This is a genomic window from Arthrobacter sp. H-02-3, assembly GCF_003097355.1.
Classification (GTDB): Bacteria; Actinomycetota; Actinomycetes; order Actinomycetales; family Micrococcaceae; genus Arthrobacter; species Arthrobacter humicola.
Genome location: NZ_PYUI01000001.1, coordinates 235160 through 254846, shown reverse-complemented (window position 1 = coordinate 254846; position 19687 = coordinate 235160). Strand labels below are relative to the sequence as shown.

Sequence of the window (19687 nt, the reverse complement as noted above, 5' to 3'; positions counted from 1 at the left end):
GGCCCGGCCGGCGCGGTAGTCCGCCGACGTGACTAACGCCGGTCCGCGGGGCCGATGAGGGCTGCGGGATTACTGCTGCGGGAGCGGCGCGTACATGACGTCCACATCCCAGCGGGTGAAGCCGAGCCGGCGGTAGAGCGCGACGGCGGGGGCGTTGTCAGCGTCGACGTAGAGCATGACGGCGCGGAGCCCGAGGCCCTGCAGGTGCTTGATGCCGGTAACAGTGAGGGCCTTGCCCAGTCCGGAACCCTGGGCCTCCGGGGTCACACCCACCACATAGACCTCCCCGATCGCCGGGTGGTCCCCGTGCCCGGGGTGCACCTTGGTCCAGTGGAACCCGAGGATCCGGTCCGCCGGGTCCACGGCCAAGAGGAAGCCTGCCGGATCAAACCACGGCTCGGCCATGCGGGCGTCCAGATCGGCGCGCGTCATGTTGCCCTGCTCCGGGTGATGGGCGAAAGCGGCCTTGTTGGCGGCCAGCCATGCGTCCTCGTCCCGGCCGGGCACGAAGGCCCGGAGCCGGACGCCGTCCGGGAGCCCGGCCTCCGGCAGCTCCGCCGCCGCCGTCATGAGCCGCATTTTCCACAGTTCGCGGACGGCGCCGTAGCCGTAGCGGGCCGCCAGGTCCGCGGCGGCCTCGTGGTTTCCGTGCGACCAGGCGTTGAGGCCCGCGAAGCCGCGGACGTTCTTCAGTTCCCCCACCAGGCGGTCGCCGACGCCCTGGTTGCGGTAGCTGGGATGGACCGCGACCTCGAGGACACCGGTTCCGTCGGGTTCTTCGATGACGACGGCGACGCCGGCAAGGTCCTGCGCCGTCGCGGGGTCGGACTCGTCGTCCGCGGCGTACAGCGCCAGGGCCAGCACCGAATGCTCGCCGGGGTCGGCGGCGCGCAGCGTGACGAGGGTCTGTTCGGAGAGTGGCGGATTGCCGTCGGACTCTTCCGCGGCGGCGACAAGGGCCGCGACGTCCCGCAGCAGGCCGCCGTCGACGGTTCCTTTGACAGTAAGTACAGGCCAGTTTTCCGGGTGCGCAGGGCTCATGGTGCAAGGCTATCGGGCGCAGGGCCGCCGGCGGCCGATTTTGTCGAACTCCGCACGGCAACGTATAGTCGATATCTCGTCCGGCGTTGAGCCGGATGCGAGGGGGATCCACCACTGGGGTGGCCTCGATACGTTCGACCCGTATGTCCTCCACTGACAGACCGAAGGCCCTGGACTCATTCGTCCGGGGCCTTCGGTCTTTGTGGCGGCGTTTGAGCGCCCGTATATTGTGCGCCTGTAGTTGCGGGGTGCCGGCCCGGTCAAGCCTGCTCAGGCCTCGGTGAGCTCGTCCTCGGGCTGCCGGACCAGGGTCAGGCGGTACCCGACGTTGCGGACGGTGCTGATCAGGTTCTCGTGGTCGGCGCCCAGTTTGGCCCGGAGCCGACGGACGTGGACGTCCACGGTGCGGGTGCCGCCGTAGTAGTCATAGCCCCAGACTTCGGTCAGCAGCTGCTGGCGGGTGAAAACCCGGCCGGGGTGCTGGGCCAGGTATTTCAGGAGTTCGAATTCCTTGAAGGTCAGGTTGAGCGCGGCGCCGTTGACCCGCGCGGTGTAGCTGGCCTCGTCAATTACGACGCCGGCGGCCCGGATTTCGGTCGGGGCGTCGTCCTGCTCGGGGACGGCGCGGGCGACGCCGAGGCGGATCCGGGCTTCGACCTCGGCCGGGCCGGCGGATTCGAGGAGGATGTCATCCACGGCCCAGGCCGAGGAGACGGCGGCCATGCCGCCCTCGGTGAGGATCAGCATCAGGGGGGCGCTGAGGCCGGTTGCTTTGAGCAGCTGGGTGAGGGAACGTGCGCCGACCAGGTCTTTGCGGGCGTCCAGCAGGACGATGTCACAGGGGTCGGTCTCGAGCAGGGCGGTGGGCTCGGCAGGAAGGATATGCACCCGGTGATTCAATAGTTCCAGAGCAGGCAGGACGTCCACGGATGTTCCGGTGCTGTTCGTCAATAGCAGGATGTGCGACATTGTTCCTCCAAGGGGTGTCCGCGCATCATTGGGCGTCTGTGTTGCTGATCATGAGTATACCTAAAGGCCCCTTTCCGGCCATGGTCCCGTCACCTCCGGCCGGTCCGTTTGCGACACATAGCGTTCATATAGGGCAGGATTGAACCGTTAGGGCCCGCGGCCCGTGGAAATTGAGCCGAGTCGAATTGGGGTCCGCAGTGAGCGAAGGTACAGCCATGGCGGGTCTGCCGAGGGCGAGTAGACCAGTGAAGCTGTGGAGCGTCGGGATCATCGGCCTGGCCGGTCTCGCGGCCATAGTTGCCGGCGCCTACTCCTCGCCCGAGGTCCTCCTCGCCGTCGCTGCCGTCACCGCCGCCGGCATCGGCATCGGCTGGCCCTATTTTCTCGGCATCCCCGCCAAGAAAACCCTCGCAGCCCTGATCGGCCTGCCCGGTGTCGGGGCGGCGGTGGCCGCGACATACCTTCCGGCCCCCGGCTTCCTGGACTGGACGCCGTCGTTCATTGCGGTGGGGGTCATGGCCATCTTCGTCATGCAGCTGCTCCGGGGTACCGGCCAGGCCCAGCGACTCGAATCCACGCTGGGCTCGTGCGCGGGTGTCCTGCTGTCCTGCCTGGGCGCCGGCTGGATTGCGGATTCGCGCTTCAACGGGGTCCGGGAGATGCTCCTCGTGGCTGCCATTAGCGCTGCGGTCGCCTTGCTGGCAGGGCTGATCCGCTGGCCTGACCGGATCGTGGCACCGCTGGGCATCATCAGCGCCGGGCTCGCCGGGCCGCTGGCCGGCCTCGTGTTCTCCGATATCGCAGTGCTGCCGGCCGCCCTGGCCGGCGTCGTCGTGGGGGCGGTGCTGGTGAGTTTCCGCCGCCTCGTCATCCTCAGCGGTGAGGGCTTGACGATCCTGGCGGCCGTGGGCATGGGGCTTGGCCCGGTGTCGGCGGTCGGTTCCTTGGCCTACTTCATAGACAAACTACTCATCTTCTAAGCGTTAGGATGGCATCATGTCCGTACTTGCATATGAGATCTTCTTCCTTGTCCTGCTCGGCGTGGCCAGCCTGTCCATGGCGTGGTTTGCCGGCTTTGTCGTCTACCGCCTCTTCAAGGGCCAGAAGTAACCCGATACTTTCCAGTCACCGTAGTTTCCAGAGGTAGTTGCTGTGCCGATTGAAATTCCTACAGATCTGACGCCCGAAATCGTTCCGCTGTCCTGGCTCATTGGTGAGTGGGAGGGCCGTGGCCGGCTGGGGGCCGGGGACGAGGACTCAGAGCACTTCCTGCAGCATGTCTCGTTCACGCACAACGGCCTGCCGTACCTGCAGTACCGCGCCGAGAGCTGGCTGACCGACGACGAGGGCACCACGTTGCGTCCCCTGACGGTCGAGACCGGCTTCTGGGCGCTGGAGCGCAAGCAGCGCGAGGAAGACGGCGGCCCCGGCCTGATCCCGGCGGATATCGTCCCCGTGCTCAAGAGCGCCGACGAGGTCGAGGCCCTGCGCAACAGCGACGGCGGCTTCGACATCTCGGTGTCCATCGCCCACCCCGGCGGGATCTCGGAGCTCTACTACGGCCAGATCAAGGGGCCCCAGATCCAGCTCAGCACCGATCTGGTGATGCGCGGCAGCCACTCCAAGGAGTACACGGCAGCCACCCGGATCTTCGGCCTTGTGGACGGGAACCTGCTGTGGCGCTGGGACGTGGCCACCGGCAAGGATTCCTCGTCCGGCAGCGGCGGCCTGGAAGCCCATGCATCGGCCATCCTCGCGAAAGTAACCTGAATACACGGTCTCACTGATTTTTCCGTTGTCCGTATCGACCAGGGAGAAACACCGTGACCGACAATGTCACCAGCACCAGCAGCGACGCCGGTAGCACCAGCTACGCCGACCTCAGGGCCGTGTACTTCAACGGCACCCTCAAGAAATCCCCGGACGTGTCCAACACCCAGGGCCTGATCGAGGTGAGCCGACGGATCATGGAGAAGCAGGGCGTCACCACCCGCGTGATCCGCACCGTGGACCACGACATCGCCAGCGGCGTCTATCCGGATATGCGCGAGCACGGCTGGGCCACCGACGAATGGCCGGACCTCTACCCGGCCGTCCTGGAGGCGGATATCGTCGTCGTTGCCGGGCCCATCTGGCTCGGGGACAACTCCTCGCAGACCAAGAAGCTCATCGAGCGCCTCTACGCCCACTCCGGGCAGCTGAACGCCAAGGGCCAGTGGGCCTACTATCCGAAAGTGGGCGGCTGCCTCATCACCGGCAATGAGGACGGCATCAAGCACTGCGCCATGAACGTCCTGTACAGCCTTCAGCACATCGGGTTCACCATCCCCCCGCAGGCCGACGCCGGCTGGATCGGTCCCGTCGGGCCGGGGCCGAGCTATCTTGACGAGGGGTCCGGGGGCCCGGAGAGCGATTTCACCAACCGCAACACCACCTTCATGACCTGGAACATGCTGCACCTGGCCCGGATGCTCAAGGACGCCGGCGGTATCCCCGCTTACGGCAACCTCCCCGACGCCTGGAAGGCCGGCACCCGGTTCGACTTCGAAAATCCGGAATACCGCTAACCCCGCACTTAACTCCGCACGGCGGACCTGGCGCCGGAAGCTGGGCCGGCAGTGCCGGCCTGCCGGTGACGGAATACGCACACACCAAAGGACGTTCCTTTCAATATGACTATCACAAGCCCTCTGTTGTCGCGCCCGGCCGCTGTCGAGGCCAGCGGTGCCGACGCCGGCGTCGCCGCCCACTACGGTGAGCCGCTGCGGGAGCAGCGGGCGCTGGCTTCCGGCAGCGCCGTCGTCGATCTCTCACACCGCGGCGTGGTGACCGTCACGGGTCCGGACCGGCTCAGCTGGCTCAACACCCTGTCCTCGCAGCAGCTCACCGGCCTGGCCCCGGGCCAGTCCACCGAACTGCTGCTGCTCAGCGTCCAGGGCCGGATCGAATTTGACGCCCGGGTGGTGGACGACGGCGCCACCACGTGGCTGATCGTCGAAGGAGCCGAGGCGGCATCGCTCGCCGAATGGCTCACCAAGATGAAGTTCATGCTCCGCGTCGAGGTCGCCGACGTCTCGGCGGACTGGGCCGTACTCGGGTCCACCCGCCGGATTGAAGAGTGGGCGCAGCTCCTGGTCTGGGAGGACCCGTGGCCGCACGTGGGCGTCGGCGGCTACTCCTACGCGGTGGTGGGTGAGGACGCCCATCCCGGCCTGGAACGGCCGTGGTTCGAGTACCTTGTCCCCGCGGCTGACCTTGCCGCCACGGTCGGAGACCGGCCCCTCGCCGGCACCCTTGCGGCCGAGGCGCTCCGGATCGCCGCGTGGCGTCCCCGCTGGGGTGCGGAAACCGACGATAAAACCATTCCGCATGAGCTTGACCTCCTCCGCACGGCCGTGCACCTGTCCAAGGGCTGCTACAAGGGCCAGGAGACAGTCGCCCGCGTCCACAACCTGGGCCACCCGCCGCGGCGGCTCGTGTTCCTCCAGCTCGACGGCTCCCAGCACACCCTGCCCGCCGTCGGCAGCGAAGTCCGCGCCGGCGACCGCAAGGTGGGCTCCGTGACGTCGGTGGCGCAGCACTACGAAATGGGCCCGGTGGCCCTTGCTGTCATCAAACGCTCCGTCGCCGCGGACGAGGTCCTGACCGTCGTCGACGGCGACGAGCCCTACGCCGCGGCCCAGGAACTCATTGTGGCGCCCGACGCCGGCCAGGTCGTGGGCCGTCAGACCGGCTTCCTGCGGGGCACCCGATGAGCGCCGGGTCTCCGTTGAACGGGTCAGCACAGAACGGGTCGGCACCCAACGAGTCCAAGCCCGACGACGAGACGCTGGCGCTCGCCCACACGCTGTTCGATGCGGCCCGCGAAGGCAACTCCGAAGTGCTGGGCGCCTACCTGGCGGCCGGCGCCCCGGCCACGCTGACCAATGCCTCCGGTGACTCGCTGGTCATGCTGGCGGCCTACCACGGCCACGCCGCCACGGTCCGGCTGATCCTGGAGCACGGCGGCGACGCCAACACGCCCAATGACCGCGGCCAGACACCGCTGGCCGGCGCCGTCTTCAAGGGCTACACCGACGTCGCCCGCGAGCTGCTGGAGGCCGGGGCCGACCCCGACGCCGGCACCCCCTCCGCGCGGGCCGCCGCGCAGATGTTTGCCCGGACTGACATCCTGGCCCTCCTCGGCTGACGAAGGCCCGCCGGGCCGGCCTCCTGGCCGGCCTGCCGGGGACCGCGCGGGGTTCGGGGCGGGGCTGGTGCCGGGGCAGTGGGGCAAGGGACGATTGCACCCGATTATTCCACGTGGAATAATCGTTGCGGAGTACAAGCACTGCAGAACGAAGAGGACACCGCATCATGGCCCGGGGAACCGCATTGACACCGTTGGGTCTCGCCGCGCTCTCCCTGCTCGTGGAAGAGCCGATGCATCCCTACGAGATGTACCAGCTTCTGATCGCCCGGCACGAGGACCGGCTGGTCAAGGTCCGGCCCGGAACGCTCTATCACGCGGTCGGGCGGCTGGAGGAGCAGGGCCTCGTCGCTGCCACGGGGACGGACCGGGAAGGCAACCGCCCGGAACGCACCACGTACACCATCTCGAATGCCGGCCGTGAAGCGTTCACGACGCGCATTCGGGACATGCTCGCCGCCCCGGTCAACGAATACCCGTCCTTCCCGCTGGCCATTTCCGAGGCCTACAACCTGCCGGCCGACGTCGTCGCCGGACTCCTGGACCAGCGGCTCACGGCACTGCAGGAGCAGCTTGAGTACCTGGAGTCCGGCGAAGAGTTGCTCCGGACCAAGGGCGTAGAGCGCAAGTACTGGGTCGACATCCAGTACCAGCAGAGCATGCTGCAGGCCGAAATCGCCTGGATCCACGGCTTTCAGGACCAGCTCCGCTCCGGCGAACTGCCGTGGTGAGGCCCGTGCAGTACATCACGCCGGACCCCGGCCACCCCCATCTTTGCCCATCCAGCATTCACACCAGCCCCTAAGGAACCCCATGGAAAACGTAGCCCGGCCATGGCCGGCACTCTGGTCCCTGGTGATCGGCTTCTTCATGATCCTGATCGACACCACCATCGTCTCGGTGGCCAACCCGAGCATCATGGCGGGCCTGAACACTGACATCAACTCGGTCATTTGGGTCACCAGCGGCTATCTGCTCGCCTACGCCGTGCCCCTGCTCATCACGGGCCGGCTTGGCGACCGCTTCGGACCGAAAAAGCTCTACCTCTCCGGACTGGTCGTCTTCACCCTGGCATCGCTGTGGTGCGGCCTCTCCGGGGATGTCCAGACACTCATTGCAGCCCGAGTGGTCCAGGGCCTCGGCGCGGCCATGATGACGCCGCAGACCATGGCCGTCATCACCCGGATCTTCCCGCCAGACCGTCGCGGAGCGGCCATGGGCATCTGGGGTGCCACCGCAGGCGTCGCCACCCTGGTCGGCCCGATCCTCGGAGGCGTCCTGGTGGACGGCCTCGGCTGGGAGTGGATCTTCTTCATCAACGTCCCGGTCGGGATTGCCGGCTTCATCCTTGCCATGCGCTTCGTCCCCACGCTGAGCACCCACCCGCACAAGTTCGACATTCCCGGCGTCCTGCTCAGTGCCCTCGGACTCTTTCTCGTCGTCTTCGGCATCCAGGAGGGCGAGAAGTACGATTGGGGCACCATAGCCGGACCCATCACCGTCTGGGGCCTGATCATCAGCGGCATCGCCGTGCTGGTCGTCTTCGTCCTGTGGCAGAAATTCAACACCGGTGAACCGCTGCTGCCCCTGTCCCTCTTCAAGGACCGCAACTTCTCGCTCGCCAATATTGCGATCACCACGGTGGGCTTCACCGTCACGGCGTTCACCCTGCCCCTGATTTTCTACTACCAGATTGTCCGCGGCCTGACCCCCACCGAGTCGGCGCTCATGATGGTGCCGATGGCGTTGATCTCCGGCGGCCTCGCACCGGTTGTAGGCCGGATCATCGACAAGGTCAACCCGAAATTCATCACCGCGAGCGGCCTGGTCCTGATGTCCGTGGCGCTGTTCTGGAACGCCCTCCTCATGCACCCGGACACGCCCATCTGGCTCTTCCTGCTCCCGAGCGCCGTGCTGGGCTTCGCCAATGCAGGCATCTGGGCCCCGTTGAGCTCCACCGCCACCCGCAACCTGCCACCGCGGCAGGCCGGGGCCGGCTCGGGCGTCTACAACACCACCCGCCAGATCGGCGCCGTGCTTGGCAGCGCCGCCATCGCCGTCCTCATCCAGGCCCGGCTGGCCGCCGAGCTTCCCGCCCGTCCCGGAGCAAGCCCGGACGCCAGTCCCATGGGCTTCGGGGGCGCCTTGCCCGAGCCGCTCCAGGAGGGGTTCTCGACGGCGATGGGCCAGTCCATCCTGCTCCCGGCGGCCGTAATCCTGCTCGGCGCAGCCGTGGTCCTCTTCTTCGCCAAACCCAAGCCGGTCCAGGGCTGGGGCGAGGAGGCTCCCGCGGCCGCAGGCACTGCTCCTGCTGTGCCGGACGCAGCACGCACAGCTGCGGAGTCAGACACGGCACCGGCTGCCGGGGCCACGGACCAGGCGGCCGCAGAGCGCCGCTGACCCGGCCGGCATCCGGATCAGCCCAGCAGCACGCTGGTCTGGATGCCGCCCGCGGAGAAGCCCAGGCTCCGGGCCAGCGCCAGCGAGCCCTTGTTGCTGACCTCCGAGCGCCACTGCAACGTCAGTCCGGCGGCGAGGGCCTCGTGGGCGGCGATCGAAGCCGCCAGTTTGCCCAGCCCGCGGCGCCGCCACTCCGGTGCCACCAGCACGCCCATGTGCGCCAGGAGCCCCTCCCACTCGCCGTATGCGCCGCAGGCCACGGGTGTCCGGCGCCCGTCTTCGACATGCATCACCGTGAAGCGGTGTTCGAGGCCCGCCAAGCCCACCTCGTTGACGTCGTCGGGCGGGCAGAACGTCTCCAGCTCGATCGCCTCGGGGTTCCCGTGCGAGACCGTCAGTTCCTCGGACGGCTGCTGCAAGGGGAGGTCGTCGGCGAAGAAGAGTGCCGCGGCGCCAAGCCCGTGGCCGCCGTGGCCCCGGGTGATGGTCAGAAGCGTCACGTGCTGGGCCAGCTCCTCGTCGGCGAGACCGGCCGCGGCGTCCAGGGCCCATTGCGGGCCCACCAAAGCCGAGTTGCCGAACAGGCGGACGAACTGCACGGACCGGGCCGACTCATCGGCCCGGGTGAGGCGCTCACCCGCGGCGGCCGCGAAGGCGCCGTCGTCGAACCCCAAACGGCGCGCCCATGCCAGCTGGACGATTTCGGCGGAACCGGGCTCAAGAGTCATGAATCCACCCTACCCACCACAGGCGGGCGCCCCGGCCGCATCGTGCCGTGCGCGCCTCCGGGCCGCTTATCCGAAGTGGTTTATCCGAAGAGGACGGCGGCCTCGTCGTAGCGGCTCTGCGGGACGGACTTGAGGTTGCCGAGCGCGGCGTCGAAGCCGACGTGCACAATGTCGGTGCCGTGCAGCGAAACCATCGTGCCCCAGCGCTTTTCGACCACGGAGTCGATGGCCGCCATGCCCAGGCGGGTGGCCAGGACGCGGTCGAACGCGGTCGGGACGCCACCGCGCTGGATGTGGCCCAGGACCGTGGCGCGGGTTTCGATTCCGGTGCGGGCTTCGAGTTCCGGGGCCAGCATCTCGGCGATGCCGCCGAGGCGCGGGCGGCCAAAGGTGTCCAGGCCGCGCTCCGAATGCGGGGACTCCTGGCCTTCGGGCACGAATCCCTCGGCGACGACCACCAGCGGTGCGCGGCCGCGGTCGCGGGCGGAGACAACCCATTCGGCGATCTGTTCCATGGAGGCCTTCTGCTCCGGGATCAGGATGGCGTGGGCGCCCGAGGCCATCCCGGCGTGCAGGGCGATCCAGCCCACATGCCGGCCCATGACCTCGGCAATCATGCAGCGGTGATGGGATTCCCCGGTGGTGCGCAGCCGGTCGATTGCCTCGGTGGCGATCTCCACGGCGGTGTCGAAGCCGAAGGTGTAGTCCGTGGCATCGAGGTCGTTGTCGACCGTCTTGGGCACGCCCACGATCTTGAGACCGGCGTCGGTGAGCCGCTTCGCCGCGGCCAGGGTGCCCTCGCCGCCGATGGCAATGATCGCGTCGATCCCGAGCCGGTCCATGTTGGCCTTGATGACCTCGGGACCGCCGCCGTTCTCGAACGGGTTGGTGCGGGACGTGCCGAGGATGGTGCCGCCCTGCTTGGCGATGCCGCGGACCATGGTGCGGGGAATCTCGACGATGTCCCCCTCGACAACGCCGCGCCAGCCATCCCGGAATCCCACGAACTGCTGGCCGTGGACGGCGATGCCCTTGAGGACGGCGCCACGGATGACGGCGTTCAGTCCGGGGCAGTCTCCGCCGCTGGTGAGGATTCCAATTTTCATGTCTTGGCTCAAATCCTGGTTTGAAGGGGTACAGGCAGAGCGCCACGCTGAGCTCACCTAGAGTCTAGTAGCGCGTGTGGGGCAGGACACAAACGGTTACAAACGGGTGCCCCTGCCGTGAAGGCAGGGGCACCCGTTCGCGCTGATGCCGACGCCGCTAGCGGCGCGAGGAACGCTTCGCCAGGAAAGTTTCCAGGATGATGGCGTTGCGCTGGTCCGGAAGGAGCAGCCACGCCGCGAGGTAGACCACGAAGGCCGGGCCGGGGAGCAGGGATACCAGCAGGTAGGCGATCCGGACAAAGGCGACGTCCACATTGAGTTTGGCGGCAATTCCGCCGCAGACGCCGCCAAGCCAGCGCTGCGGACCACGTTTCAGGCCGAAGCCCCGGATGGTGCTGAAGAATTTGTCCATGGTTCAAGACTTCCCTGTTGTTGGTTTATTGTCACGCTTGCGGGCCGAGAGAAGGCCGCCGAATATCAGCGCGGCACCGGCGCCAATCATCAGGCCGATCAGGACATAGGTGCCGTTCAGGGCCACGATGCCCAGCCGGGAGATGATGAGCAGCGCGGCAAGGGCCACCACTGTGAGCCCCCACACCACTGTGCCCACCCGGGCCGGGGAGTTCGTCTCTTCCGGCGCCGGTCCGGTGCCGTCCGGGGAGTCGTCATAGCTGCTCATGTCAGTTGCCTTCCTTGATGGTCACATTGCTGACGGTGCCGGAGATCTGGACGACCAGCCGGGCGCCCGGCTTGGAGGTGTTGTAGTCGCTCTGTTGGTTCATCATGCCGCCGTGGTCCTGGTTGCCTTCGTGCAGGTTTCCCATGGTCATGTCCGCCTGGATCTGCACGGGGACTGTGTCCGGGATGACGACGGTCACGTTGCTTGCCGTCGCGTCGATCGGAACAACGACGTCTGAGCCCAGCGGGGGATTGAGCGCCAGCTTGGTCAGGTCCACGGTTCCGGCGCCGCCGGTGATTTCGAAGCCGCCGCGGGCCTGTTGAATGCTGGACGGCGTCCAGTCGGCGTTCTGGAACCGGAACCGGTCGCCGTGAGGGACCACGCTGAAGATTCCGCCGATCAGCAGGGCCACGACGGCGAAGAAGCTCAGGATCCCCGAGGTCCGGCCCCGCAAACCTGTAATCAGGATCCCGAGTCCCAGGATGGCCGCCCCGATGGCCCAGACCAGAGCGTTGCCGGAATCGCCAAGATTGATCACGTGGGCGGCGTCGAGGGCCTTGATGCCGCCTCCCACCAGGAGGGCGGCGCCGACGGTGATGGCGACAGCCGGGGTGCCCGGGCCCGGGTTGCGTCGCCGGGCGGGAGGCATCGGCGGCACTCCTGCCCCCGGGCCGTAGCCGCCGGGCGGAACGGAATTGGGCGGAACAAGGCCGGGCACGGCGGAGCCGGGCAGGGTGGTGCCCGACGGCGGCGGACCCCAGGCCGGGCCGGCCGCGGAGACTCCGGGGTCGCCGTCGTGCTGGCCATAGGCCGGTGCGGGACCCGCCCCGAAGCCCCCGGCTGATCGCTGCCCGGCGCCTGCGCTAGCGGTGCCCGCCAACGTTGCGGCGCCGGCCGGGCTGCTGGATTCGTACCGGGAGGGCGTGGGAATGGCTCCGTTGCGGGTCTTGTTGCGCTGGGTCAGGTAGTAGACGAGGTAGATCGCGCCGCCCACCCAGAAGACGGTCCAGGCGAAGGCGCCAAAGCCGTAGCGGTTCCAGCCCCAGACGCCGGCGCCCAGGCTGGGGAAGCCGATAACTGCGGTGATAAGGGCGCCGGTCATCCCGGCAGTCCACCGGCCTGCGCCGGCCTCCTGGACGTGAATGCGGCCGTCGGGTTCTGGCAGCAATGCCCACGCCAGGCCGTAGGCGAGCACGCCAACTCCGGCGAACACGGTCAGGACGATCAGGACGCCGCGAATAATCAGGGGGTCGACGCCGAGCCGTTGGGCTATGCCGCTGGCCACGCCGCCGATCCACCGGTCGCGTCCGCGGTAAATACCCTGGCTGCGGATCCAGTCGAAGAAGTTCTGCGGCTGGCGCCCCGGCAGCTGCCCGTCCAAGCCCGGCCCGGACTGCGACGGGCCACCCTGCGGGGGAGTCGCGCCGGTGTACGGGGGCGGCCCAGAGTAGGGCGGCGGGCCGTAGGGCCCGTCCGGGTCGCCGGCCCGGTAGAGCCGTGGCGGCTCCGGCAGGGGCTCGGAACCGGCGGGCTCGGAACCTGCGGGCTCAGAACCTGCGGGCTCAGCGGAGGGCTGCCCGGGAACGGGTTGGCCGTCGGCGGGAAAGCCCGTGGCGGGCTCGGCTGCGGCGGGGAGGCCCGTGGCGGGCTCGGCCGGGACGGGAAGGTCCGGGCCTGGTTGATCCGTAGGCTGCCGGTCTGCGGAGGACCGGCCTTCATCAGGGTGCGGAGTGTGCGGGTTCATACTTCGATCCTTCCCGCTTCCGGCGCCGCGCTCTACTGGGGAACACCCTGAATGGTCCCTGAGCTGCCCCCGGCTAGGCCCGCAAACACGTCCGGGGACCCCCGATCCGTGCTTGGATTGAAGCATGACAACCCCGCCCGTCCGCCCGCCGCTGGTCCGCAGCAGCGACCGCGTGATCGCCGGCGTTTGCGCGGGCCTCGCCAACCACCTGGGCTGGCCGGTCCGCATGGTCAGAATCGGGATGCTGGTGGCCGCGCTCGCAGGCGGCGCCGGGGTGGCCTTCTACGGCTGGCTCTGGATCATGGTTCCCACAGCGGATGAAAGCGCCAGACGCAGTGCCCGCCGTCCGGCGTCGCCCATCGCTCCGGCAGTAAGTGCCCCGGATATGCCCGGCACCCCCGAGATCCCCGGCACCCCCGGGGTTCCCGGCTCCCCGGAAAGCGCCGGGAGTGCAGAAGCCGCCGGCCGCGCGCGGCAGGGGTCCTGGCGGTCCAAGGTGCCCGGCATGCCCTTCGGCAAGGAGATCCTGCTCGGCGCCGGCCTGCTGCTGGCCGCCGGAATCCTGATCGCCCGGCTCCTCGGTGTTGATGTACCTTTGGGCACCCTGATTCCGGTCGCGGCGATCCTGGGCGGCGCTGCAATCGCCTGGATGCAACTGGATGAGACCCGCCGGGCGGGGCTCGTAGACAAGACCAAGGCGGATCAGGCCGGCGGCTGGGCACGGCTCGCAGCCGGGCTCGCCCTCGTGGTGGCCGGCGTACTGGTGATGGTGTCCGGCTCGGGGTCGTGGGAAGCGACCTGGCTGGCGCTCCTGGCCTCGGTGGCGGTGCTCGGCGGCGTGGCCCTGGTGCTGCTGCCCTGGGGGTTGAAGTTCTGGCGCGACCTGGAAACCGAGCGTGCGGGGCGTGTCCGCGCCACCGAGCGCGCCGAGATCGCCGCCCACCTCCATGACTCCGTACTCCAGACCCTCGCCCTGATCCAGCGCCGTGCCGGCAATGAGCACGACGTCATCCGGCTCGCCCGTGCCCAGGAGCGGGAGCTGCGGGGCTGGCTGTACCGGGATGCCGACAAGGAATCCGGCCAGCTGTCCGAGGGCATCGAGGCCGCCGCCGCGGAGGTCGAAGACACCCTCGGACACGCTGTCGAAGTGGTCAGCGTGGGCGACTGCGTCATGACCCAACGCCACGAGGCCCTCGTCCAGGCGGCCCGTGAAGCCATGCTCAATGCCGCCCGTCACGGCGGCGGCACCGTCTCCGTCTACCTTGAAGTCACCGACGACGCCGCGGAAGTCTTCGTCAAGGACCGGGGGCCGGGCTTCGACCCGGAGTCGGTTCCCCCGGACCGGCTCGGCGTGCGCGAATCGATCATCGGGCGGATGAACCGCCACGGCGGCACCGCCGCCATCATCAGCAGCCCGGACGGCACCGAAGTGCGGCTGCGACTGCCCGTCACCGCCGCCGCATCTGCCGGAACTGCCGCGGCTGCCGCCAACAACAGCAATGGAGAGGCCAAACCGTGACCATCCCAGCCCCGGGAGACCCCGTAACCGGTAACCCGGCACCAGTGAACCCCGCAGCCGGGAACCCATCCCCGATCCGCGTGGTGATCGTGGACGACCACGCCATCTTCCGCTCCGGGTTGAAGGCGGACCTGGACCCGGACATCGTCGTCGCGGGCGAGGCCGGCACCGTGGAAGAGGCAATTGCCGTCATCGCAGCCCGGCGTCCCGACGTCGTGCTGCTGGACGTCCACCTCCCAGGCGGCCGCGGTGGCGGCGGCCGCGAGGTTCTGGCCGGCTCGGCGCCGCTGCTGGCCACCACGCGGTTCCTGGCGCTGAGTGTTTCGGATGCCGCTGAAGATGTGGTGTCCGTGATCCGGGCGGGCGCGCGCGGCTATGTCACCAAGACGATTTCCGGGCCGGAGATCAGCGGCGCCGTCCGCCGTGTGGCGGGCGGCGACGCCGTCTTCTCGCCAAGGCTGGCAGGCTTCGTACTGGACGCGTTCGGCACGGCCCCGGCGGACATTGCCGACGACGAACTGGACAGGCTTTCGGCGCGGGAGCTCGAGGTGATGCGCCTCATCGCCCGCGGCTACAGCTACAAGGAGGTGGCCAAGGAGCTGTTCATCTCGATCAAGACAGTCGAAACCCACGTCTCGGCCGTGCTGCGCAAACTCCAGCTCTCCAGCCGTCACGAGCTGACCCGCTGGGCCGCCGAGCGCCGCCTTCTTTAACCCAAGGATGCGCTATCACTTGTGGTTGCCTCGCCGGGGGCAAAGCAACCACAAGTGATAGCGCATCGGGGATTGGGGCTGCTATTTCGCCTTACCGAGGAAGTCCTGCAGGCGGCCGACGCCCGTGGCCAGGTCTTCGTCGCCCAGCGCATAGGACAGGCGCAGGTAGCCGGACGGGCCGAAGGCTTCGCCGGGAACTACCGCCACCTCGACCTCGTCCAGGATCAGCGCCGCGAGTTCAGCAGAGGTGGCCGGCCGCACCGGACCGTTCGCCGACGGGAACTCCTTGCCCAGCAGCGCGCGGACGTCCGCGTACACGTAGAAGGCGCCCTTCGGCGTCGGGCATTCAACACCGTCAATCGCGTTCAGGCCCGCGACGATCGCCTTGCGGCGGCGGTCAAAGGCCACCTTCATCTCATCGACGGCGGTCAGCGGCCCTGACACGGCGGCGAGGGCAGCAATCTGCATGATGTTGGAGACGTTCGACGTCGCGTGGGACTGCAGGTTGGTGGCGGCCTTGATGACGTCGGCGGGGCCGATCATCCAGCCCACGCGCCAGCCCGTCATGGCGTAGGTCTTGGCGACGCCGTTGAGGATGACCACCTTGTCGCCCAGTTCGGGGACGGCCGTGGCGATCGAGGTGAACGGCACGCCGTCGTAGGTCAGGTGTTCGTAGATCTCGTCGGTGACAACCCACAGGCCCTTGGACGCCGCCCACTGACCGATCGCCTTGACCTGCTCCTCGGAGTACACGGCGCCGGTGGGGTTGGAGGGGGAGACGAAGAGGAGGATCTTCGTGCGGTCCGTGAGGGCGGCTTCCAACTGGTCCACCGTGACCAGGTATTCCTGCTCCGGGCCGGCGAAGACCTCCACCGGCACGCCGCCGGCCAGCCGGATCGCCTCCGGGTACGTGGTCCAGAACGGGGTGGGAACAATGACTTCGTCGCCCGGATCCAGGAGGGTGGCGAACGTGTTGTACACGGCCTGCTTGCCGCCGTTGGTCACCAGCACCTGTGATGCTTCGGCCTTGTAGCCGGAGTCCCGGAAGGTCTTCTCCGCAATGGCCTGCTTCAACTCCGGCAGCCCGCCCGCGGGGGAGTAGCGGTGGTACTTCGGCTGGCTCGCGGCCTCGATGGCGGCCTGCACGATGTAGCCGGGGGTCGGGAAGTCGGGTTCCCCGGCACCGAAGCCGATGACCGGCCGGCCGGCTGCCTTCAGCGCCTTCGCCTTGGCATCGACGGCCAGAGTGGCGGATTCGGCTATGGCGGAAATGCGCTGGGAAATGCGGGCAGCAGACATGGGCGGGTCCGTTCTTCGCTTGCAGCTGGAAGGCTGGATGTGGGATTCGACGGAATCTACTCTATGCTGTTCACCGGATCCCCCGCGGTGCCGGAACGGAAATGTGACTGACGGCTGTCAGCTGGTTTTCACGGTCACGCAGGGGTCCGGAAGAGGGCCGGTTCGACGTAGGCGCAGTTCTTGCGTAGACTGGTTCTCCGGTGTTGAAAACACGATGATGGCCTGCGCCTCAGGGAAGCCTGTGGATTGCATCGGCCGGAGCGGATTTTAGCCCCGAAGGGTAGTGGCGCAATTGGTAGCGCAGCGGTCTCCAAAACCGCAGGTTGCAGGTTCGAGTCCTGTCTGCCCTGCGCATGCTGTTCCGGATCATCCGGAACCAGCGCAGCAACCATGGTTCAGTTCAGAGCCGGGTATCCGATCATTGCGAGGATGAGTGAGGACCAGGTGACCGAAACGGCTGCCAGCAGCTCCAAAGGCCGCCCCGCCAAGAATGCCGCCAAGCCCGGCTTCTTCGCTCGCATCGCGATCTTCATCCGCCAGGTCATTGGCGAACTGAAGAAGGTCGTCGCACCAACCCGTAAAGAACTGATCAACTACACGCTCGTGGTGCTGGTGTTCGTGATCATCATGATGGTGATAGTCACCTTGCTGGACCTGGCCTTTGGGACCGCAGTCAGCTGGGTCTTCGGCGGCAGCGCCCCCACGGACCGCTAAGGCGACCGGTCCGCAGACTGCGTGGATGCCCCGGGAAACCGGAGATTCCGCGGGGTGTGCGGAATTGAGTCATTTAAATAGGCATGTTAGGCAATGAGGAAGCAGGAGACCAAGTGTCTGAGCAGGAGCTCGAGGTAACTGAGACTGGGCTGGATAAGAGCCAGGACGCCGCGGTGGAAGCCGCGGAAGAGTCCGAGGCTGTGTCTGCTGCACCCGAATCCGACGTCACTGACGAGGCCGTAGCCGCGGAAGAAGACGCAGAGGCAGCAGTTGCCGCCGACGTCGACGCTGAAGAAGACACCGATGCTGACGCCGAAACGGGCGAAGCTGAAGAAGATACCGACGCGCTGGCAGCAGCGGCCGCCAAGGCCGACGTCGACCCCGCCGAAGAGTTCAAGGCCAAGCTGCGCCGCCAGGAGGGTGACTGGTACGTCATCCACTCCTACGCAGGCTACGAGAACCGCGTCAAGGCCAACCTTGAGACCCGCATCCAGACCCTGGACATGGAAGATTACATCTTCGAAATCCAGGTTCCGATGGAGGAAGTCGTTGAGATCAAGAACGCTCAGCGCAAGGTCATCAACCGCGTCCGCATCCCCGGCTACGTCCTGGTCCGCATGGACCTGACGGACGCTTCCTGGGGCGCCGTCCGCCACACCCCCGGCGTCACCGGCTTCGTGGGCAACGCCCACAATCCGGTCCCGCTGCGCCTCGATGAGGTCTTCTCCATGCTCGCCCCGGTCTTCGAAGAAGAGCAGGCCGAGAAGGGCAAGCCCGTCAAGCACGCTGCCGCCCAGGTGGACGTGGACTTCGAGGTTGGCGAGTCCGTCATCGTCAAGGAGGGCCCGTTCGAGACCCTTCCGGCCACGATCTCCGAGATCAAGATCGATTCCCAGACCCTCGTGGTGCTGGTGTCCATCTTCGAACGCGAGACTCCGGTCACGCTGGCGTTCAACCAGGTCAGCAAGATCTAGCTGGACTACAAGAATTCGCTCCGTGACTGCCCGCTTAGCAACCACGGAGCGGCCGGCCGCCTTGCCATGGCGGCCACCAACCTGAGGCACGCTCCTGTGTCCCAGGACGTATTTGAGAGAAGGACCTACATTGGCTCCCAAGAAGAAGGTCACCGGCCTCATCAAGCTGCAGATCCAGGCAGGTGCCGCTAACCCGGCCCCGCCGATCGGTCCTGCGCTTGGCCAGCACGGTGTCAACATCATGGAATTCTGCAAGGCGTACAACGCTGCGACGGAAGCCCAGCGCGGCAACGTGATCCCCGTGGAAATCACTGTCTACGAAGACCGTTCCTTCACGTTCATCACCAAGACCCCGCCGGCTGCAGAGCTCATCAAGAAGGCTGCAGGCGTTGCCAAGGGTTCACCGACCCCGCACACCGTCAAGGTCGCCAAGCTGACCCAGGCCCAGGTCAACGAGATCGCCACCACCAAGATGGAAGACCTCAACGCCACGAGCCTCGAAGGCGCAGCGAAGATCATCGCCGGCACCGCCCGCTCCATGGGTATCACCGTCGAGGGTTAATTCCCCACCGCTGATGCGCCGGGTTCGGAAAACCGATCACGACGCCGGTCAGCACCGCCGGTCCGCCGGCAACACCTAAACATTGAAAAGCGGGATTCCGGGATGGATAAACCAGCCGGGATGCCGCCTGTGGCAGGGCCCAGCGCGGTCCGCAGACCACAACTGCACAAGGAGAAATAAGCAGCATGGCAAAGCGCAGCAAAGCATATGAGGCAGCCGCGGCCAAGATCGACGCGGAGAAGTTCTACGCGCCGTTCGAGGCAGTGACGCTCGCCAAGGACACCAACCCGTCCAAGTTCGACGCCACCGTTGAGGTCGCTTTCCGCCTGGGCGTTGACCCGCGTAAGGCCGACCAGATGGTCCGCGGCACCGTTAACCTGCCGCACGGCACCGGTAAGGTTGCCCGCGTCCTCGTCTTCGCAACGGGCGACAAGGCTGAGGCAGCAATCGCTGCCGGCGCCGACTTCGTTGGTTCCGATGACCTGATCGAAAAGATCGCAGCCGGCTGGACCGACTTCGACGCCGCCGTTGCCACCCCTGACCTCATGGGCAAGGTTGGCCGCCTCGGTAAGGTCCTGGGTCCGCGTAACCTGATGCCGAACCCGAAGACCGGCACCGTGACCGCTGACGTCGCCAAGGCCGTCAACGACATCAAGGGCGGCAAGATCGACTTCCGCGTCGACAAGCACTCGAACCTGCACTTCATCATCGGCAAGGTGTCCTTCGACGCCGTCAAGCTGGCCGAGAACTACGCAGCCGCTCTGGAAGAGGTCCTGCGCCTTAAGCCGTCCGCTTCCAAGGGCCGCTACATCCAGAAGGCCACCGTGGCCACCACGTTCGGCCCGGGCATCTCGGTTGACCCCAACGTCACCAAGGTCCTGACCGAGGTCTAATCCTCACCGGATCCACGGCGTCGCCAGCTTCAGGGCGTCACCAGTTTCCAGCAAAAGGCCGTCCCGCAACTGCGGGGCGGCCTTTTGCCGTATCCGGCGCGGGAATCCCCTCCTGCCCTCGGAAACTAGGTGCCACTGCGGAAACCAGGTGCCACTC

At 67.3% G+C, this 19687-nt stretch carries 21 protein-coding genes and 1 tRNA gene; 14 read left to right on the top strand and 8 right to left on the bottom strand.

All coding sequences use genetic code 11. The features are described from left to right. Positions 1 to 69 precede the first annotated feature (69 nt). Both mshD and C9424_RS01215 read right to left on the bottom strand, forming a co-directional pair. Positions 70 to 1041 carry a mycothiol synthase gene (mshD, locus tag C9424_RS01220; protein ID WP_116765123.1) on the bottom strand — a complete coding sequence of 324 codons (972 nt, stop codon included), beginning with the start codon at positions 1039 to 1041 and terminating at the stop codon, positions 70 to 72. Positions 1042 to 1311: 270 nt separating this feature from the next. Continuing rightward, positions 1312 to 2010 (bottom strand): winged helix-turn-helix transcriptional regulator, encoded by a 699-nt coding sequence (locus C9424_RS01215; RefSeq protein WP_091251927.1) that lies wholly within the window; start codon positions 2008 to 2010, stop codon positions 1312 to 1314. A 245-nt stretch (positions 2011 to 2255) separates the two neighbouring features. Between C9424_RS01215 and C9424_RS01210 the strand changes: the two genes are divergently transcribed. The 7 genes from C9424_RS01210 to C9424_RS01180 all read left to right on the top strand — a co-directional run bounded on the left by C9424_RS01210 (position 2256) and on the right by C9424_RS01180 (position 8599). After that, positions 2256 to 2990, top strand: a complete 735-nt coding sequence (locus C9424_RS01210; RefSeq protein WP_202615728.1) for a permease — start codon at positions 2256 to 2258, stop codon at positions 2988 to 2990. 172 nt (positions 2991 to 3162) lie between these two features. Further along, positions 3163 to 3780, top strand: coding sequence for an FABP family protein (locus tag C9424_RS01205; protein ID WP_116765121.1), 618 nt, complete (start codon positions 3163 to 3165; stop codon positions 3778 to 3780). A gap of 53 nt (positions 3781 to 3833) precedes the next feature. After that, positions 3834 to 4577: a flavodoxin family protein gene (locus tag C9424_RS01200; protein WP_116765120.1), complete on the top strand. Its 744-nt coding sequence runs from the start codon at positions 3834 to 3836 to the stop codon at positions 4575 to 4577. Positions 4578 to 4682: 105 nt separating this feature from the next. Then, positions 4683 to 5765 (top strand): CAF17-like 4Fe-4S cluster assembly/insertion protein YgfZ, encoded by a 1083-nt coding sequence (gene ygfZ / locus C9424_RS01195; RefSeq protein WP_116765119.1) that lies wholly within the window; start codon positions 4683 to 4685, stop codon positions 5763 to 5765. Continuing rightward, positions 5762 to 6199 (top strand): ankyrin repeat domain-containing protein, encoded by a 438-nt coding sequence (locus C9424_RS01190; RefSeq protein ID WP_237563232.1) that lies wholly within the window; start codon positions 5762 to 5764, stop codon positions 6197 to 6199. The genes ygfZ and C9424_RS01190 overlap by 4 nt, the downstream gene beginning before the upstream one ends. Before the next feature lie 167 nt (positions 6200 to 6366). Continuing rightward, positions 6367 to 6930, top strand: a complete 564-nt coding sequence (locus C9424_RS01185; protein ID WP_116765117.1) for a PadR family transcriptional regulator — start codon at positions 6367 to 6369, stop codon at positions 6928 to 6930. Between the two features lie 82 nt (positions 6931 to 7012). Continuing rightward, positions 7013 to 8599: a DHA2 family efflux MFS transporter permease subunit gene (locus C9424_RS01180; protein ID WP_116765116.1), complete on the top strand. Its 1587-nt coding sequence runs from the start codon at positions 7013 to 7015 to the stop codon at positions 8597 to 8599. Positions 8600 to 8616: 17 nt separating this feature from the next. Here C9424_RS01180 and C9424_RS01175 read toward each other — a convergent pair whose 3' ends face one another. From C9424_RS01175 to C9424_RS01155, 5 genes are all read right to left on the bottom strand, one after another. Beyond that, entirely contained in the window at positions 8617 to 9327 is a 711-nt protein-coding gene (locus C9424_RS01175) for a GNAT family N-acetyltransferase (protein WP_116765115.1), read from the bottom strand. 80 nt (positions 9328 to 9407) lie between these two features. Further along, on the bottom strand, positions 9408 to 10433 hold the full coding sequence (locus C9424_RS01170) for a 6-phosphofructokinase (protein ID WP_091251945.1): 1026 nt from the start codon (positions 10431 to 10433) through the stop codon (positions 9408 to 9410). A 157-nt stretch (positions 10434 to 10590) separates the two neighbouring features. Next, positions 10591 to 10845 carry a PspC domain-containing protein gene (locus C9424_RS01165; RefSeq protein ID WP_116765114.1) on the bottom strand — a complete coding sequence of 85 codons (255 nt, stop codon included), beginning with the start codon at positions 10843 to 10845 and terminating at the stop codon, positions 10591 to 10593. A 3-nt stretch (positions 10846 to 10848) separates the two neighbouring features. Continuing rightward, entirely contained in the window at positions 10849 to 11112 is a 264-nt protein-coding gene (locus C9424_RS01160; protein ID WP_116765113.1) for a hypothetical protein, read from the bottom strand. 1 nt (position 11113) lies between these two features. Continuing rightward, on the bottom strand, positions 11114 to 12856 hold the full coding sequence (locus tag C9424_RS01155; protein WP_116765112.1) for a PspC domain-containing protein: 1743 nt from the start codon (positions 12854 to 12856) through the stop codon (positions 11114 to 11116). 124 nt (positions 12857 to 12980) lie between these two features. On the opposite strand from C9424_RS01155, the gene C9424_RS01150 reads away from it, so the two are divergent. Together C9424_RS01150 and C9424_RS01145 are read left to right on the top strand one after the other, a co-directional pair. Then, entirely contained in the window at positions 12981 to 14375 is a 1395-nt protein-coding gene (locus C9424_RS01150) for an ATP-binding protein (protein ID WP_116765111.1), read from the top strand. 80 nt (positions 14376 to 14455) lie between these two features. Further along, positions 14456 to 15088: a LuxR C-terminal-related transcriptional regulator gene (locus C9424_RS01145; RefSeq protein ID WP_116765110.1), complete on the top strand. Its 633-nt coding sequence runs from the start codon at positions 14456 to 14458 to the stop codon at positions 15086 to 15088. 81 nt (positions 15089 to 15169) lie between these two features. Here C9424_RS01145 and C9424_RS01140 read toward each other — a convergent pair whose 3' ends face one another. Next, positions 15170 to 16387 carry a pyridoxal phosphate-dependent aminotransferase gene (locus C9424_RS01140; RefSeq protein ID WP_116765109.1) on the bottom strand — a complete coding sequence of 406 codons (1218 nt, stop codon included), beginning with the start codon at positions 16385 to 16387 and terminating at the stop codon, positions 15170 to 15172. Positions 16388 to 16664: 277 nt separating this feature from the next. Here C9424_RS01140 and C9424_RS01135 point away from each other — a divergent pair. The 5 genes from C9424_RS01135 (at position 16665) to rplA (ending at position 19530) form a co-directional block, all read left to right on the top strand. Continuing rightward, positions 16665 to 16737: transfer RNA gene (locus C9424_RS01135), tRNA-Trp, on the top strand. 79 nt (positions 16738 to 16816) lie between these two features. Further along, positions 16817 to 17101, top strand: coding sequence for a preprotein translocase subunit SecE (secE, locus tag C9424_RS01130; RefSeq protein WP_116765337.1), 285 nt, complete (start codon positions 16817 to 16819; stop codon positions 17099 to 17101). Positions 17102 to 17214: 113 nt separating this feature from the next. Then, positions 17215 to 18075: a transcription termination/antitermination protein NusG gene (gene nusG / locus C9424_RS01125; RefSeq protein ID WP_116765108.1), complete on the top strand. Its 861-nt coding sequence runs from the start codon at positions 17215 to 17217 to the stop codon at positions 18073 to 18075. A gap of 130 nt (positions 18076 to 18205) precedes the next feature. Then, positions 18206 to 18637 carry a 50S ribosomal protein L11 gene (gene rplK / locus C9424_RS01120; RefSeq protein ID WP_024365990.1) on the top strand — a complete coding sequence of 144 codons (432 nt, stop codon included), beginning with the start codon at positions 18206 to 18208 and terminating at the stop codon, positions 18635 to 18637. 185 nt (positions 18638 to 18822) lie between these two features. Continuing rightward, on the top strand, positions 18823 to 19530 hold the full coding sequence (gene rplA / locus C9424_RS01115; RefSeq protein WP_116765107.1) for a 50S ribosomal protein L1: 708 nt from the start codon (positions 18823 to 18825) through the stop codon (positions 19528 to 19530). Positions 19531 to 19687: the final 157 nt, after the last annotated feature.

What these genes read in the sequence shown, in the direction of transcription:
- C9424_RS01160 (WP_116765113.1), bottom strand. Translation starts at nt 11,112, where the DNA reads ATGAGCAGCTATGACGACTCCCCGGACGGCACCGGACCGGCGCCGGAA.
- mshD (WP_116765123.1), bottom strand. Translation starts at nt 1,041, where the DNA reads ATGAGCCCTGCGCACCCGGAAAACTGGCCTGTACTTACTGTCAAAGGA.
- secE (WP_116765337.1), top strand. Translation starts at nt 16,817, where the DNA reads ATGAGTGAGGACCAGGTGACCGAAACGGCTGCCAGCAGCTCCAAAGGC.
- C9424_RS01150 (WP_116765111.1), top strand. Translation starts at nt 12,981, where the DNA reads ATGACAACCCCGCCCGTCCGCCCGCCGCTGGTCCGCAGCAGCGACCGC.
- C9424_RS01185 (WP_116765117.1), top strand. Translation starts at nt 6,367, where the DNA reads ATGGCCCGGGGAACCGCATTGACACCGTTGGGTCTCGCCGCGCTCTCC.
- C9424_RS01170 (WP_091251945.1), bottom strand. Translation starts at nt 10,433, where the DNA reads ATGAAAATTGGAATCCTCACCAGCGGCGGAGACTGCCCCGGACTGAAC.
- C9424_RS01140 (WP_116765109.1), bottom strand. Translation starts at nt 16,387, where the DNA reads ATGTCTGCTGCCCGCATTTCCCAGCGCATTTCCGCCATAGCCGAATCC.
- rplA (WP_116765107.1), top strand. Translation starts at nt 18,823, where the DNA reads ATGGCAAAGCGCAGCAAAGCATATGAGGCAGCCGCGGCCAAGATCGAC.
- C9424_RS01155 (WP_116765112.1), bottom strand. Translation starts at nt 12,856, where the DNA reads ATGAACCCGCACACTCCGCACCCTGATGAAGGCCGGTCCTCCGCAGAC.
- C9424_RS01190 (WP_237563232.1), top strand. Translation starts at nt 5,762, where the DNA reads ATGAGCGCCGGGTCTCCGTTGAACGGGTCAGCACAGAACGGGTCGGCA.
- C9424_RS01180 (WP_116765116.1), top strand. Translation starts at nt 7,013, where the DNA reads ATGGAAAACGTAGCCCGGCCATGGCCGGCACTCTGGTCCCTGGTGATC.
- C9424_RS01165 (WP_116765114.1), bottom strand. Translation starts at nt 10,845, where the DNA reads ATGGACAAATTCTTCAGCACCATCCGGGGCTTCGGCCTGAAACGTGGT.
- C9424_RS01175 (WP_116765115.1), bottom strand. Translation starts at nt 9,327, where the DNA reads ATGACTCTTGAGCCCGGTTCCGCCGAAATCGTCCAGCTGGCATGGGCG.
- ygfZ (WP_116765119.1), top strand. Translation starts at nt 4,683, where the DNA reads ATGACTATCACAAGCCCTCTGTTGTCGCGCCCGGCCGCTGTCGAGGCC.
- C9424_RS01215 (WP_091251927.1), bottom strand. Translation starts at nt 2,010, where the DNA reads ATGTCGCACATCCTGCTATTGACGAACAGCACCGGAACATCCGTGGAC.